Genomic DNA, 16,384 nt, shown 5'->3' with positions numbered 1-16,384 from the left:
TACTGTAGGATGTTGAAATTGGCAGACAAGCCCTCCTGTCTCGGGGGTGGAGGTCATAGGATAAAGCATTTAGCGAGCTCGTAAATTTGCCTAACTACTCCGTGGAGGTTCGAATCCTTCTCCTACAGCAGGTTATTTTGGGTTTATTGTTAATTGACTAAAACCATGAAACTTTGTTTCGTGGTTTTTTTTATGTCTAATTGATTCTGAGGTACTTACATTAGATTTGGCCTATTAGACACTTTGCCTAATTAAATATGGCTTTATTGGCTCTTCGGAAAATATTATGGATTTTATAATAAACCATTGAAATTTTGAGTCTTAAATATGAATTCGTTAAATAAATTCTCGAATAATAAATAATCTGTAAAAAATAAAAGAAAAATTTGTCAAAATTTTAAAAAACGGCAGGTATTTCTAATTTTGGGCAGTCATTTAAAAGAAAATGATCTGAGTAAATGCAATTTTTCATAAGTTTTGTTGAAAATCCTGCATCAGAATTTCTGCTCTCAAGCCTAAAAACCTATTCTAATCATTGTAGGGTGTTGAAATTGGCAGACAAGCCCTCCTGTCTCGGGGGTGGGGAACCCAGCACAAAGCGTAATTCAAACCGGACTATTGCCTAACTGCCCCGTGGAGGTTCGAATCCTTCTCCTACAGCAAAAAAATAGCAGCTCATTTGGGCTGCTATTTTCATTTCCACACCTATTTATTTTTGTTAGGATATGGCTCTAATTTCCTATTTTAGGCTAAAATTCTAAGGAATGTCTAAAGAAGTTCATCATACAAAATCGGCTCATCCCATCAGAAAGAAGCTTTTGAAGTGGGGAATGGTGGTTTTTTTAGCGTTACTATTTTTGGAGTTCATTGTCTACTTTGGATCCAACCTTTTACTTTCTAATTGGGCCAGAAGAAAGATCAATGAAGCGACGGAAGAAGTTTATGTAGTAGAATTCAATAGAATCAATTTTTCACTTTTACGTCGCGGGGTTTTCATGGATGGGATCATCATGAAACCCGTGGATGGGATTGTGGCCAAACCTGGCCAAACCTTATTTGATTTTTCCTTGGATGAACTGGCTTTTAAAAGTTTATGGTACAGCTTTTCTGATAATATTTTTTACATAGGAAAGCTGGAATTCGACAATCCTAATTTTAACATTAATTTGCCTGAAGGTCAGGAGGGTAAGAAAAGTGATTCTTTAAAAGTTAAAAAGGAATCACCCGTAAAAGCTTTAGAAGCAGAAGTCAAAAAAAGTATTGAGAAGATGAAAATCAATGCTTTGGTGATTAGAGAGATTGCTATCAACCATGCAGACCTGTTTTTCCTGAATTTTTTGAGTGAAAATTCTTTGGAAGCGGAAAATACCAGGCTTTTAATTAAAGACATCAATTTGACCACCCAAGCTGAGTGGGAAGCTCCCTTTAATGCAAGAGGTTTTGAATTTGAGCTGGAGAAGGTCAATTTCCCGTTGCCAGATGGAGTTCATTCGATCAATTCAGATAAGGTTTTTGTAAGTTCTTTGGAGAATCAGCTGGACATAAAAAAGTTTTACCTCAGTCCCAATAAGACTAAGGAGAGCAAAGCTTACTATACAGTAGAGCTAGATGAACTGAGGGTTGGGAATGTGGATTTGAACCAAGCATTCATGACTTCGAGAGTTGCAATTGATGAAATTGTTTTGAACAACCCAGACATCAAAGTGGAGCGAATGGCTGAGACTCAAAAAGACAGTGCTGCCACGGGAGATTTAAACGAATTAATTGAAGGGCTACTTGAATCAATTTCTATTTCGGAACTCGCTATTAATAATGGAAAATTCATCACATCAAATGCTATAGATACGCTAAAAAACAGGATCGATATTGAAGGCCTGGATTTTAAAATGATCGAGTTTTATTTAGGAGATGATGAAGAATTGAAGAAAAATCAGTTTTTCTATGGAGAAGATGCCTCAATGGAGATAAGAAATGCAAGTCTATACCTCTCTGACGAGATTCATTTAATCAAAGGAGATAAAATCAGTGTTTCATCCTTTAAAGATGAAATTGATATTGAGAACGTGGTTTTTGAACCTAGAGAAGGGGCTTTGGAGGAAAGGGATCCAGATCATCTTATAAAGATAGCGCTGCCAAAAGTTGAACTTACAGAAGCAAACCTGAAGTTGCTATACAATGAGGGTAAGTTTGAGATGAATACAATGAAACTCAATTCTCCTAAAGTTGAAATTGTTGAGTTGAGGAAAAAAGAAGCAGATTCTACCAGTAACCTTTCAGCGAAAGCTTTATTAGAAGGGTATTTATCGGATGTCAAAATCGGTTATTTTGATCTTGATAATGGTCAGATCCAGTTTAAGAATGAGGCAGGTCAACGAAGTGATGACATTGGGTTTGAGAGTTTCAGCCTGGCTTTGGAAGATGTATTTTTTCAACCTAATTCTTCCAGAAATATCAGTGAATTCCTCTTTGCTAAAAATGTAGAATTGAGCTTGGATAAATATCGATTGAAGCTTCGAGATAATTTGCATGAGTTTCTGGCAGATAATGTCACTATTGATTCCAAAAATTCTCTTTTATCGATTAGAGGATTAACGATTAAGCCTGAAAACGAATCTCAAGTCCAGCAGATTTTAGATGCTTATGGGAAAAGTGTCATTTTGGACGTCCATATCCCTGAATTTCGAGCAGAAGGGTTCAATGTGCAGGCAGCCTTTGAGGAGGAAAGATTGGAGATTCGGCAAATTCTGATACCCGCTCCGGAAATCTCTATGACAAGATTTCGGAAAAAGAAAACTCAAACCAACACTTCAAATCTCGAATCAAGCGGAGAAATCGGAAGTCTACTTACCTCTTACTTTAAGGAAATAGCAATTGATTCATTGAGTTTTTCAAACGGAAAAATCAAATATGAAAATTTTTCAGGCAAAGATAATATTGGATTTCAGGAGGATAATTTATCCCTCAAGTTGAAAGGGTTTTATGTCAATGAAAATGGTTTGGAAGAGAAAGAAAGGACATTTTTTTCTGAAGAGATTGATTTGCGCTTAGAAAATTATGCCTTTAATCTGGCTGGCGGTAATTATATCGCGACTACGAGTGGTCTTGGATATAATTCACTGGATCAGACGATTCTTATCGATAATTTACAATTGAATCCAGGAGATAACTTGGAAAGTAAAATTGCTCTATCACTGGATTTGCCTCAAGTCGCATTTAGAGGAGTGGATATTGAATCCTTCTTATTTGAAAATAAACTAGACCTGAATAAACTCCGGGTCATGGGAGGAGAGATCAATCTGGAAATAGACAGGAATTACAAAAAGGATTCTTCGAGAACGCGTTCAGATGGGAAAAAGGCATTGCCCAAGTCAATTGAACTGATCAAGATCGATTCTATTGAGGCCGTCAATTCCACATTGGGAATAAATTTTAGATCAGGAACAACCGGTGCCCAATCCATCAAAACTGATTTTGATTTGGATATCCAAGGGTTTTTATTTGATTCTGCTTCGAACACCAGAGAAGATTTGTCAGGCTTGTTTTCCACGATTAATCTTTCCCTTCAGGATTTTTCTTTTGCTCTGCCTGATAGCATGCATACTTTGAAATTTTCGAATGTGGATGTAGATAATACGGTTGACGCCACTACATTTTCGAATTTTCAGATTGTTCCAAAAAACACGAAAGGATCTCCAGGCAATCCTATAGTGGCTGCTACTATCAAAAGTGTTTTAATTCAGAATAATACTTTAAAAGAAATTCAGGACACCGGGATTTTTGATCTTTCAAAAATTACCTTAAATGAACCTGAGATTGAGGTTTACCTTGATTCAGTCAAAAAAGAGTCAAAAGTTAAGTCAGCGAAACCTAAGAAAGCTGATGGTTTGATTCAATCAATACTTTTGCAAGATCTTGCCATAAAAGATGGAAGAATAAAACTATTCAACAAGGTAACTGGTCCTATTGATAGATTGGCTTTTGAGGGAATAAACTTTCAGTTGGATGACCTTAACTTGGATTTATTAGGAGATACTAAGAATGTAAATCCTCAGTTGCTTTTGGAGAAAGACCTGAGCCTTTCTTTAACAAATTATCATCTGATGAGTGATGATAGTTTGAGCCAGGTGAAAATTGGAAAAATCAGGTATTTAGGTAATGATTTGATTTTAGATGATGTTGTCTTTGGTCCAGCTGTGGGCAGATATAATTATTTAAATCAACAAGGTTTTCAAGCTGATGCCATAGACGCTATGGTTAAAACTGTGAAGCTTGAAAAAATTGATTTTGACACCTATTTCTCTACCAAGAAGTTAAAGGCAAAGCGTTTGATTTTTGATAGTTTGGAACTAGATGTTTTTAGGGATAAGCGACTTCCTCTCAAAGAAGGAGTATATAAGCCGATGCCACAGGCTTTATTAAGGAGTGCGGCAATTGATGTAGAGATTGATACTGTATTGGTAAAAGATGGAATTATCAGATATCAGGAATTTGCTCCCAAAGCCATGTTGCCTGGTTCGATTTATTTCGGTGATTTAAACTTGGCAATGACTCCTTTTATTATGACCAAAGAAGGGGAGGAGTATCCGGTTATGTCAACGGATCTATTTGCTACAACCAAGCTAATGGGAGAAGGGGATGTGGTCCTGAATGGCAAACTTTTTTATGAATACCCATACCCAATGGATATTGAGGTAGAGATGGGAGAATTTGATTTAACTAGCATCAACAATATGGTTTCCCGTGGGGTGTTTGTCAAGGTATTAGAAGGTAAAGTCACGGATGGTAAATGGGATTTCACTGTCGATGATGAAATTGCCCAAGGGAAAATGAATTTCCATTATGAGGATCTCAAAATAGAGTTTTTGGATAGTTTGACATTAGAGCGAGGCACTGGAAAATTAAATCTATTGACCTTTTTAGCTAATACATTTACAAAGAATTCAAACCCACGTAAGTTCTTTAACAACACAGTTACCTCAAAAATCTATTACGAGAGAGATCAATCCAAATTCATTTTTGGAGGTTGGTGGAGAGCTACATTTAGTGGGTTAAAGGGTGCCTTAGGATTGGGGCAAGCAAAAGTTCCGAGAAGAAAAGAAGAGGAAGAATAGAAAAGGATTTCAGGCAAATGAATAAAAAGAGCTCTTATGGATTTTCCATAAGAGCTCTTTTTGGAAGAAAGGATTTTTATTTTCTGATGATTTTTAATTGCTCAGTATTTTCACCCCAGATCAATTGAACAATATGAATACCTGGAGCCGCAGATTCTAAATAATAATTAACAGCTTCACTTACTTCCTCAATGGTGGTAACTGAATAAGATTGGAAAACTCCTTTCACATCAGAAACTCTAACCAAAATAGGCTCATCTCGGTATTTGCTTCTATCCAGAAGGTCTACGGAAACATAATTCCCAGAACTGCTAGGATTAGGGTACACGATCCACCTGGACTTACCATTTAAGCTAGGCACCTGAATAGATCGGGTTACACTATAGGCATAAGTTCCATCGATGTCTATTTGTTTCAGACGGTAGAATATATCACCACCTGAAGCAGGCAAATCCAAATCTTCAAAACTGTAGGAAGTAGGCGTGTCCTTATAACCCTGACCTTTTACCTCACCGATTTTTTTCCAAGATGTCAAATCCCCATTGGTCGCTCTTTCGATTTCAAAACGGTCATTTTCCCATTCTTGGGAGGTAGTCCATTCTAAGATTCCAGATCGATTGTCTTCATTATACTTAGCTTCAAAGCTTTGGTATTCTACTTCGAGGATTTTGAAATTAAAATAAGTAATGTAAACAACACCTGAGCCACCTTGTCCTCCACCTAAAGTTCCTGCACCCCCACCTGAACCTGTATATATAGTGCCTGCTCCACCAACACCGTTGTCAGAAGCTGTTCCTCCTAAAACTACGCCGTTTACTTCTCCACCCAATCCAGGCTCATTAGGATTTCCATTAAAGTTAAACCCAATTCCACCTCCACCAGCTCCATAACCATAGGTGGTTCCACTCAAATTAAATGAGGCCCCATCTCCACCAACTCCTGATTTTGACTGACCAACACCAGCACCACTTCCGCTCCCTCCTATGGCACCAGCACCACCTCCACCACCTCCACCTCGGGCGTGATTAGCTTGTTGACCTCTTCCACCATTTCCTCCGCTATTTCCTTGTCCTGCAATACCAGTCCCACCTATACCTGGAGTATCTGAAGTTTGATCACTATATGCACCGCCACCACCTGATGCCCCATTACTTCCGTTTAGGTTATTGAATGAACCACCTCCACCACCACCTAAGGAATTTAAATTGATGTTAATGTTTCCATAAGAATCTGTAATGTCAGAAGTTACAGTGGTACTTCCACCGTTTCCTCCTTTTACGTTAACAGTTGTTGCTCCTGTGCCTCCTTGCCCAACTTTTATATTAATGGAATTTCCTGCGGGCATTCCATATGGATTTGGGCTAGTAATTGTGGTAGATGCAAAGCCACCAGCACCACCACCACCAGCTGTTGGACCCATTCCACCTCCACCACCTGCTCCAATTGAGAAAATGGAAAATTCAGAAAGTCCTTCTGGAATTGACCAATTGTAGTCACAATTAAATCTTATAACAGTTGTTCCTGATTTTGCCCCATCATCAATAATTTCAATACAATCATCTTTATTTGGGTCAGGGCAAGTATAAGATATAATAACTGAGCCATTTATTGATGTTCCACCACCGCCGTTAGCATAAATCAAACTTGTGTTTTGAGGATCAGGCGAGGAAGAATCTCTAGTGACATAGGTATTTCTTGCTGCACCAGTTCCAGCCCCTTGCCCAATAAAGACTCCCAAAGATTCTCCAGGAGTAACTGGTATTGTAATTAATTCGGTTTGACCTGAAGTTCCTCCCCCTGTTGCTTGAATTGTTATCTCATAAATATTAGCTGGTACCGTGAAGGTGCCATTTTGGTCAAAGGTTGCCCCACAAACACTAAAAAAGGCTGTATTATTGGTGGTTAAATCAATCTCGCAAACATCTGTGGTTCTTTTAATTGATTTAATTGTGATTTTATATACCTCTACATCCAAGTCAGTTAATGCTACTGTTGGAAAAACGCCAGTCCCATTAGTTACACTGAAAGGAACAGTAGTAGTATAATCAACCGGAGGAGGTGTGCCATCATCTAATTCATAGGTAACAATATATTGTCCGTTTGGAAGAGTTGATGGATTTCCATTAATTCTAACCCTGGCTGATCCTCCGGATACAGTTGCTGAAACGGCACTTATTGCTGTAAGAGAATAATTAGGTGTTACATCGATAGTTCCAGTTGCGACTAATCCATTCGTGCAATTTCCGTTTAATGGAATGCTGTAGGAATAAAGCCCAGGTGTAGCACCACTTACATTGCCTGAAAATTCAATTTGACCAGTTGTGGAATTAAAATTGACTGTTACTCCTGTTGGTAATCCTGTCGGAGTTCCAATTCCAGTTACACCACTGGTCTGTTGAGTAAATGATGATAAATCCGGGCTACTGATACAAACACTAGGATAAGAATTTGAAGTTGGTCCTACAGTTGCCAATGCTTCAACATTTGTAGTAATGGTTGCTGGACTAGAAGCTATACACCCAGTACTACTATCGGTATAGCTAACTTCTACATCTTTTGTTCCACTTGATAACCAAATAAGGCTGACTGTATTACTACCTGCACCTATTCCTCCGGCTGTAATTGTATAATCAGTACCAGCAGTGCCTGGTATAGACCAATTATAATTTGATTGACCTGGCTGAGTAGTATATGTTACTTCCTCAATCTCTGCACAAACATCAGAACTAGGGGAGTTGGTAAATGTAGGAATTGGTAATGGATCAATTGTAATAGAGTTAGTTGTAGGTGTAGAAGGAGTACAACCATTTGAATCGGTGAAAGAAATTGTAACATCTTTTACCCCACTTGTTAACCATGTGATAGTAGCTGTATTCGATGTGGATGTGCCTCCGGCAGAGATTATATAGTCTACATTTTCTACTTGACCAGGAAAGTCCCATGTGTAATTATTTTGTCCAGCATCTGTTGTATAGTCGACACTACTGCCTTCACAAACAAAGGGATCAGCATCTATACTGGATGTCAAAATAGGAACAGGTAACGGATCAACTGTAATAGAATTAACAATCGGTGTGTCTGCCGTACATCCATTAGGGTCTGTGTAATAGATAGAAACATCTTTTGCACCATCAGAAAGCCAAGTAACTGTAACTGAATTAGAACTTGATGTACCGCCAGATGTAACGGTGTAATCTGTATTTAGAACTTGTCCCGGGAATTCCCAAATATAGTTGGTTTGGCCCGATTCAGTAGTATAAGTTACGGGTGTCCCTACACACACAAATGGATCAGAATCAATGTCTGAAGTTAATGTAGGTACTGGAAGGGGATTTACTAAAAAGGCTCCAGATGGACTTGAGAGAACATTTTCTCCACAATCACTGGATACTTTTACAAAATAATATAATGTTCCTAAAGTAGTTGGGGGGGTAAATGAATCTGAATTTGCTCCTGAAATCTCTACTACGTTTGCGCCTAATGTATCAGCTACTGCAGAGGTGTTGCTATACCATTGATAGTTTATGGTACCATGTCCATCAGCAACAACAGAAATAGGTGTAAAAGTATTGTCTTCGCATATTTCTTGAGCGCTGAGAGATTCACTTATAACAACAGAGGGTTGGTTTACAGTAAATTTTCCTGAAACATTCGTAGGAACAGTACCGCATTTAGAAGCAGCTGTGGCATAATAGTATAATGTTCCAACTGTTGAGCTACTTGGAGTATAAGTTGCAGATGTAGCACCAGAAATAGCAGTCCCACCAGTATTATTTGGAGTGGTATTACTATACCATTGATAGAGTATATCAGGAAAATCAATTGGATCAGTTTCTCCTATCGCTGTAACCTCTAATTCAGGAAATACTCCATCTTTACATGTTTCTACATCATTTGTGGATGGGTGAAGAGTGATCTGCGTAACTGGGGGTAAAACAATATATTCGCCTGAGATAATTGATGTTTCCACACCACAGAATCCAGAAACTACAACATAGTAATAATAACCAACATTTTGTGGTGTTGTAGAAGGTGGAGTAAAAGATGCAGAAGTTGCTCCAGAAACAGCAGTACCTGGATTTGTTACTGGGTCAAGATTATCTGTTTTAGTATACCACTGATAGGTCAAATCCGCGCCATCCGCTACTACTGTTAATGGATCAAACCCATCTCCAAAACATTCGACGTCATCTGAATTATCTATTTGAGTAGTGATAACTGTATTCGGCTCCACAGTTGCTTCCATAAAACTAGATGTGGCTATTGGACCACAATCACTGGTAACTTCGACATAATAATAGGTCGTTCCAATGGAAGCTGCTGAAGGTGTAAAATTTGGTGAATTTGATCCAACCATAGTGGATCCAGTTTTACCTGGGGTACTATTGCTGAACCATTGGTAGTTAAGAGTTCCAGTTCCAACAGCGTTAATAGAAAGTTCACTAAAAGTGGTGCCATCGCAGATTCGTTGATCTGCCATATTTTCGGATGTGATTTCCGAAGCACGGTTTACAGTAATTGTTCCTTCTGCGAATAAGTCATTACAACCACCAAGTAAAGGAATTGAGTAATTATATGGACTATTAATATGCTCGGTTGGATTACCTGAAATCGTAATAATATTTCCTGCCCAAGTAGCTGAAAGGCCTGGAGGAAGTCCGTTTGCTCCATCCACACCATCATTTGCGATTCCTGTTGCTCCAGTAGTAGTGAAAGTTATTGGTGTTAATGGTGTATCTATACAAATTGTTTGATCAACTGAGGTATTTGGAGAAACAGTATTATCTTCAAATACAGTAATAGTTCCAGTCGCATTTACATTCCCACAGCCACCAGTGAGTGGAATCGAATAATTGTAGGGGCTATTTGTGGCAGATGAAGGGGTTCCTGAAATAGTTATTACTCCAGCGTTCCAAGTGGCAGAGACACCTGGAGGAAGTCCGTTTGCACCATCAACTCCATCATTTGATATTCCAGTTGCTCCAGTAGTATTGAATTTAATATCAACTAATGCTTCATTGATACACTGGGACTGATCTTCACTTCCAACAGGAGTTGCAGTGTTTTCAGGATTGACTGTAATAGTTACAGTAAAATCAGCACCAATACAACTTCCAGAAGTAGGCGTAACAGTGTAAGTTGCAGTTCCTGGAGTGTTTGTTGGATTAGATAAAGTACCGCTAATAGAGTTTCCACTTCCTGCTACCCCTCCAGTCAATCCGCCTGATATAGTAGGCGCATTCCAAGAATAGGTAGTTCCTGAAGGCACAATACCATCTGTTATATTGATTGGATCGATTGTAAAGGATTCTGTAGTACAAATTGTATCAGTAAAATCATTAATTGTTGGAACAGGATCGACTGTAACTTCGACTGTAAAGTTTGGGCCAGTACAGCCGTTGACAATAGGAGTTACGGTGTAGGTAGCTTTTTGTACAGTATTGGTTGTGTTGGTCAAAGTACCGGAAATATTATTTCCACTCCCCGCAACTCCCCCAGTTAATCCTCCTGAAATAGAGGGAGCTCCCCAAGAATAAGTAGTTCCAGAAGGAACATAGCCGTTTGTTCCATCAACGGGAGTTACAGTAAAGGTTTGCCCACTACACACTGTGGTTGTCATAATATTAGGAGTGATATTGGGTCTCCTGACCATCGTTACTGTAGCATTTCTAGTAAGTGTAAAAAAAGAATTATAAGGAGGAGTTGCATTTATGGTGTAAGTTCCACTCGCAGTAGGAGTACCAGAAATGGAAATTGTTCCTGCCGTTAAGTTGGGAGTACCAGCTGTTAAACCAGCGGGGAGATTTGAAACGCTGACTGTAGAATTGGGAGGAAAAGAATAGGTTGTTGTGACAATTGGATCATTTTCACAAACTGTTTGATTATCGGTACCAGTTGCAGAAGTCAATCTAATATAGGAGATTCGAATCTGGCCGTTCCCACCATAACCTCCTACTATTTCTGTACCTGAAGCATTATTTCTTACTGATCCACCTCCGCCTCCGCCAGGACTAGTTCCATCATTACCACGTCCCTGTCCACTTTGGCCAGTACCGCCCGCTTTTCCATCACCGCCACTTCCCCCTCCATTGGGAGATGAGGCCCCGGTTCTCGTTGTTGTACTAGTTCCATTAGAAGAAATCCCCGCAGATGATCCACCACCTCCAGCATCAGATCCTGAAGAATTTGCTCCATTTCCTCCACTATACTTTACACTACCAAAACCTGCTGTCGCAGAACCTCCAGCAGCTCCATTTGTGGAATTCATTGGTACTGAGCCGCCCCCTTTAGCCATTAAAGTGGTATTGTTTACAAACCAAGAGTCTTCACCGTTTGTTGTTGTAAGCGCTCCAAACCCTACATAATAGTTTATTACTTGGCCTGGCGTAACGGAGATTGTACTTCGAGAATATGCACCACCACCACCACCACCTACTGCTCCATTTGAACCTGATTTGGATCCACCACTTCCACCACCACCCCAAACTTCAACGGTAATGGAGGTTACACCAGCAGGAACTGTAAATTGTCTTACAGCAGGATCTGGCGTTATTACTATCTGAGTTTGCCCATAAGCATGCCACCCGATCAAAATCAGAAGAAAAATTAGAATACTTTTGAGTAGACGTTTTGCCATATTTTCATTTTAAGATTAAAATGAATTTTAACATCATAAAAATGTATTTCAAATATAGAACTTTGAATTGAGACTATAAAGAATTGTTGGGTAAAAGATTGATAAACAATCGTCTATAGAAATTTGAAAATCTTCAAAATTTATTTAGCAAAGGGTTAATAAATATTTTTTTGTCAATTACGAAGAAATCAAATTATTCAATCCAATATAATAATTGAAATATATCATGTCTACTATTACTTTTTTAACATGCATTTTTTATGATGTAAAAACCAATTAAATAGAATCAATAAAATTATATTTTGATTTTATTAAAAATTGGGCTCTGAAATTAAAAATAAAAACGCTATTGGCAAATATTCTAGCGCTTAATTTTTAACTGTAATAAATACGAGTTATGGTAAAAAATTGGATTTATTTAATCTCTTATTTTATGTTTTAAATAATGCAATACCGGATTTAGATATAAAAATAATGTTTCTGGGAAATTGAAAAATCAATTTCTAATCAATTTCAGTGACTGAGAATTTTCTCCCCAATTCAAATTTACGATGAAGACACCAATCTCGTTCTTTTTTAGAAAAGAAGAAGCAATCTCATCCAATTCTATTGGTGAATTTGCTATCCCTGAAATACCAGAACCTATTGAATTCATGATTTTGAAATGAATAGGCTCATCATTATAGCTTTCTGATTGGACTAGTTTAATTTGAGGTTCAGTTCCAACTAAACTTGGATTTGGAAATGAAACCCATACAGATTTATCCAATCGGGAATTTTTTATTTGAATTCCCTTAGTATTACTGTAACTGAATTTGCCATCTAAATCAACTTGTTTAATTCTGTAAAAAACACTTCCGTTAACTAATGCCAAGTCATTATCAATAAACTGGTACTCGGTAATTTCCTCGCTAAATCCTTTAGATTCAACTGTGGCAACTTTCTCCCAATTTTTTACGGAGTTTTCAGCTCGCTCAATTTCAAAATGAGAACTTCCCCACTCTTTTCCAGTGGCCCATTGTAATTTTGAACTACCAAGATTTTGGTCAAATATTGCATCGAAAGAGACAAATTCGACAGGTAAAATTCTTCCGTTCAAGACCTCGCAGATATCAGTGTCAGATGTCCAGGAAATATTTCCAGATGAACCAGATGAGCTAGGAGGAGTGCTGCCATTACAAACAGCTGTTCCTGTCCACCCAGTGATTTCAAGTCCACGAGAACCGACATTCACATCAGCATCCCCAAATTCGATAGTTGAGGTCGCATCTGCGAGATTTATAACAACATTATCAAAGTTGAAATCATCTCTCATGCCTGCAGATCCTCCTGTAGCATCACTATTATAAATTAATTTACCACCAGATTCTACACAAATGGTCAGGTTTTCCATTTTAGTAAAAAACGAAAAATATAGCGTTGAATTTGTTCCAACTGTAATGCAACCCCCGACTATATTAAATGCAGCTACTTCATTATTATTTGTTCTACCAATTTCTAAGCTGACATTTGGTTCCAAAACTAATCCTGAAATTGAAACGGAATTATTGGCACTGGCATTCCATACGAAAGGTCCAGGTCCTGAAAATCTGGCAACTGTTGTAGAATTTGGTGCTCCTGATGGACTCCATGAGTTCCCTACAGAATTTCCTCCGGTGTAGGTTTTATTGACAATACATCCTGTACATTGAGCAAATGTTCTCTGAAAAGAGAAAATTCCACACAATGAAAGCAGAAGAATTAGGGTGATTCTACTTTTCAAATTTGTCGGAAAATAAATTGGCCTATTTAACTAAGCCAGTTGGTGAAAATCAGGTGATTAGGGTAATCCAAATGTAATTAGCAAAAAGCTATTTCCAACATTCGTACCAAAAAATATGCCGAATAAATATTGAAAAACCTGTTTCAAAAAATTGATGAAATTTTCAAAAAAGAAAAAGCCTTTGATTTTTAAAAATCAAAGGCTTTTTGCTTGAATTAGAAATGGACTTATCCGTTCATACTGATCAGGAATTCGGCATTATCTCTAGTGCCTTTCATTCGCTGAAGAAGGAATTCCATAGATTCTTGAGCTGTCATATCGCTCATTAGTTTTCTAAGGATCCAAACTCTTTGCATTTCTTCTTTATCCATCAAGAGATCTTCTCTTCTGGTTCCAGAACTCAATACATCGATGGCAGGATAGATTCTTCTGTTAGAAAGCTTACGATCCAGTGCCAATTCCATGTTACCGGTTCCTTTGAATTCCTCAAAGATTACCTCATCCATTTTAGACCCGGTTTCAACCAAAGCTGTTGCAATGATGGTCAAAGACCCTCCGTTTTCAACATTTCTAGCAGCACCAAAGAAACGCTTTGGCTTATGAAGCGCATTTGCATCCACACCTCCGGAAAGTATCTTTCCTGAACTTGGAACCACGGTGTTGTGGGCTCTTGCAAGTCTGGTGATAGAATCAAGTAAAATCACTACATCATGACCTACTTCTACCATTCTTTTTGCTTTTTCCAAAACGATGTTGGCAACTTTTACATGTCTATCAGCTGTCTCATCAAAAGTTGAGGAGATAACCTCAGCATTTACAGATCTTGCCATATCCGTTACTTCTTCAGGACGTTCGTCAATCAAAAGGATCATCAGGTGAACTTCCGGATGATTTTTGGTGATCGCATTGGCAATTTGCTGCAAAAGAACCGTCTTACCAGTTTTTGGTTGAGCTACAATCATTCCTCTTTGTCCTTTTCCAATCGGAGCAAACAAATCAAGAATTCTAGTAGACATTTTATCTGGAGAAGTAGATAGGTTTAATCTCTCCTCTGGAAAAAGTGGAGTAAGGTATTCGAAAGGAACACGATCTCTGATTTCGTCAGTTGTTTTGCCATTGACAGTGGCTATTTTCAACAAGGCAAAATACTTTTCACCTTCTTTTGGAGGACGGATAGAGCCTTTAATATGATCACCAGTCTTTAATCCAAATAATTTAACCTGGCTTGGAGAAACGTAAATATCATCCGGAGATGCTAAATAATTGTAATCCAATGATCTCAAAAATCCATAGCCTTCTTGCATCATCTCCAAAACACCTTCATTTTCGATCACTCCGTCAAATTCACGTGGATTCACAAAAGGTCTTTTTCTATTAGAGTGGTGAGAAGAAGTTTCCGCTGCAGGTGCCATCACTTCGTCTTGTGATTTGAAGTTTTTCCTTCTTGGCAGTTCAACTTCTGTTTCTTGCTTTTCAGTAGCTTTTGGAGCGGGTGGGGTAGGAGTAGATTCCTCCTCTTTGTTCACTTCGTCAAAAACCCGCTTTCTTGGTCTGAAGGTTTTTGCATCTTCAGCAACCGGAGTGTCCGTGTTTTTCTTTTCAGCTTTTGCTGGCTGCTCTTTTTTCTGCTTCCAATCCTGTTTAGGAGCAGCTTTTTTTACTTCTTCGGTCGATTCAGCCTCAGGGGTAACTTCTTTTGGTATTTCAGTTACGTTTTGTCTTTTGAATTTAGGTTTAAATTCTGGCTCTTCTTCCGCTTTTGCAGGTTCGGCTGATTTGGTAGGCTCAGGGGCTTGAGTTTCAGCTACAGATGGTTTTTTCTTTGGCAAGGCTTGTTCGGGGGTGATTGCCTGCTGGTCAAGGATCGCATAGACTAGGTCGTCTTTTTTAAGAGTCTTGTGGTTTTTGACTCCCAATTCCTCTGCGATTTCCTTCAGTTCAGACAGAAGTCTGATTCTGAGTTCTTCTATGTTGTACATAAAGAGGGTATGAAATAATAAGATATTGTAAAATGCGGTATTTGGGATCGTGATTGATTTTCTGAGCAAAAAAGGTCTGCAGGAAAAACTCAAGTCAAAGTGGGCTGACTTGCTCAATCGCGTTACGTCACAATATTAAAGGATCAGGTTGGATTTAGCAAATTTTTATTTTTTTTAGACAATTTTACTTCTAATTAATTTTAATTCAGCTCATTAACTGCCGAAGAATGGCCATGGACTTCCAAGGTTGGTTATTTTCTAGTTGTTGATTATAGAATTCCAGTAAGTGGTCGAGGAGCTTTCTTCGAAGTAGCAAAGGTGATTTGACCTTGCAATCATAGGCTTCCTGCATCAAAATTTCCATCAAATTCTCAGCCGCACTGAATTCCTCGGGAGTAAAAGGCTGACCTTGATTTTCATATAAAAAGCCTGAAGCATCCTCCGGTGCGAATCCCAGATATTTGGCTTGTTCCAATAAGAAAACTATAGGAAAATGCCCCAAAGAGGTTTCTTTCTTATCAAGTTTTGAAATACTCAACGCCAAAAAATCAAACAGATATTCATTTTGATAATTTTCAAAAATGGATTTTGAAATCACTTCGGTCATGAAGAGTGCTAGCCCAGTTCGGTTCATATCAAAGGGAGTCATCTGATTTGCCTGAGCAAGTTTTACTTCAGAGACTCGCTGCAAACCTGAGTTTTCTTTATTATAAACTACCATATCCAACAAGGTCATGGGCTGAAATAGGGCAATTTTGGATTTTGATTGTACGCTTCTTACACCATTTACCAAGTATGATTTCAATCCCAACTCTCTGGTAAAGACTTTGACAATAATGCTACTTTCTTTGTATTTGATGTAATTCAGTACAATACCAGAAGTCTTATGGAGCAT

General features: G+C 38.3%; 5 protein-coding genes. 1 reads left to right on the top strand and 4 read right to left on the bottom strand.

Features of this window, described 5'->3' with window-relative positions; translation table 11 throughout:
* Positions 1–764: 764 nt before the first annotated feature.
* Complete coding sequence (locus tag J0A69_RS01690) at positions 765–5,111, top strand: hypothetical protein (protein WP_206584779.1); 4,347 nt, start codon at positions 765–767, stop codon at positions 5,109–5,111.
* A gap of 76 nt (positions 5,112–5,187) precedes the next feature.
* Here the strand turns inward: J0A69_RS01690 and J0A69_RS01685 are convergent, their stop codons facing one another.
* The 4 genes from J0A69_RS01685 to recO form a co-directional block, all read right to left on the bottom strand.
* Entirely contained in the window at positions 5,188–11,748 is a 6,561-nt protein-coding gene (locus tag J0A69_RS01685; protein WP_206584778.1) for a beta strand repeat-containing protein, read from the bottom strand.
* 496 nt (positions 11,749–12,244) lie between these two features.
* Positions 12,245–13,510, bottom strand: a complete 1,266-nt coding sequence (locus J0A69_RS01680; protein ID WP_206584777.1) for a fibronectin type III domain-containing protein — start codon at positions 13,508–13,510, stop codon at positions 12,245–12,247.
* A 227-nt stretch (positions 13,511–13,737) separates the two neighbouring features.
* Positions 13,738–15,489, bottom strand: coding sequence for a transcription termination factor Rho (rho, locus tag J0A69_RS01675; protein WP_206584776.1), 1,752 nt, complete (start codon positions 15,487–15,489; stop codon positions 13,738–13,740).
* Positions 15,490–15,694: 205 nt separating this feature from the next.
* Positions 15,695–16,384 carry a DNA repair protein RecO gene (recO, locus tag J0A69_RS01670; protein WP_206584775.1) on the bottom strand — a complete coding sequence of 230 codons (690 nt, stop codon included), beginning with the start codon at positions 16,382–16,384 and terminating at the stop codon, positions 15,695–15,697.

The organism is Algoriphagus pacificus (genome assembly GCF_017254845.1).
GTDB lineage: Bacteria > Bacteroidota > Bacteroidia > Cytophagales > Cyclobacteriaceae > Algoriphagus > Algoriphagus pacificus.
The sequence above is the reverse complement of the archived record's forward strand: the minus strand, read 5'-3'. Positions and strand labels throughout refer to the sequence as shown.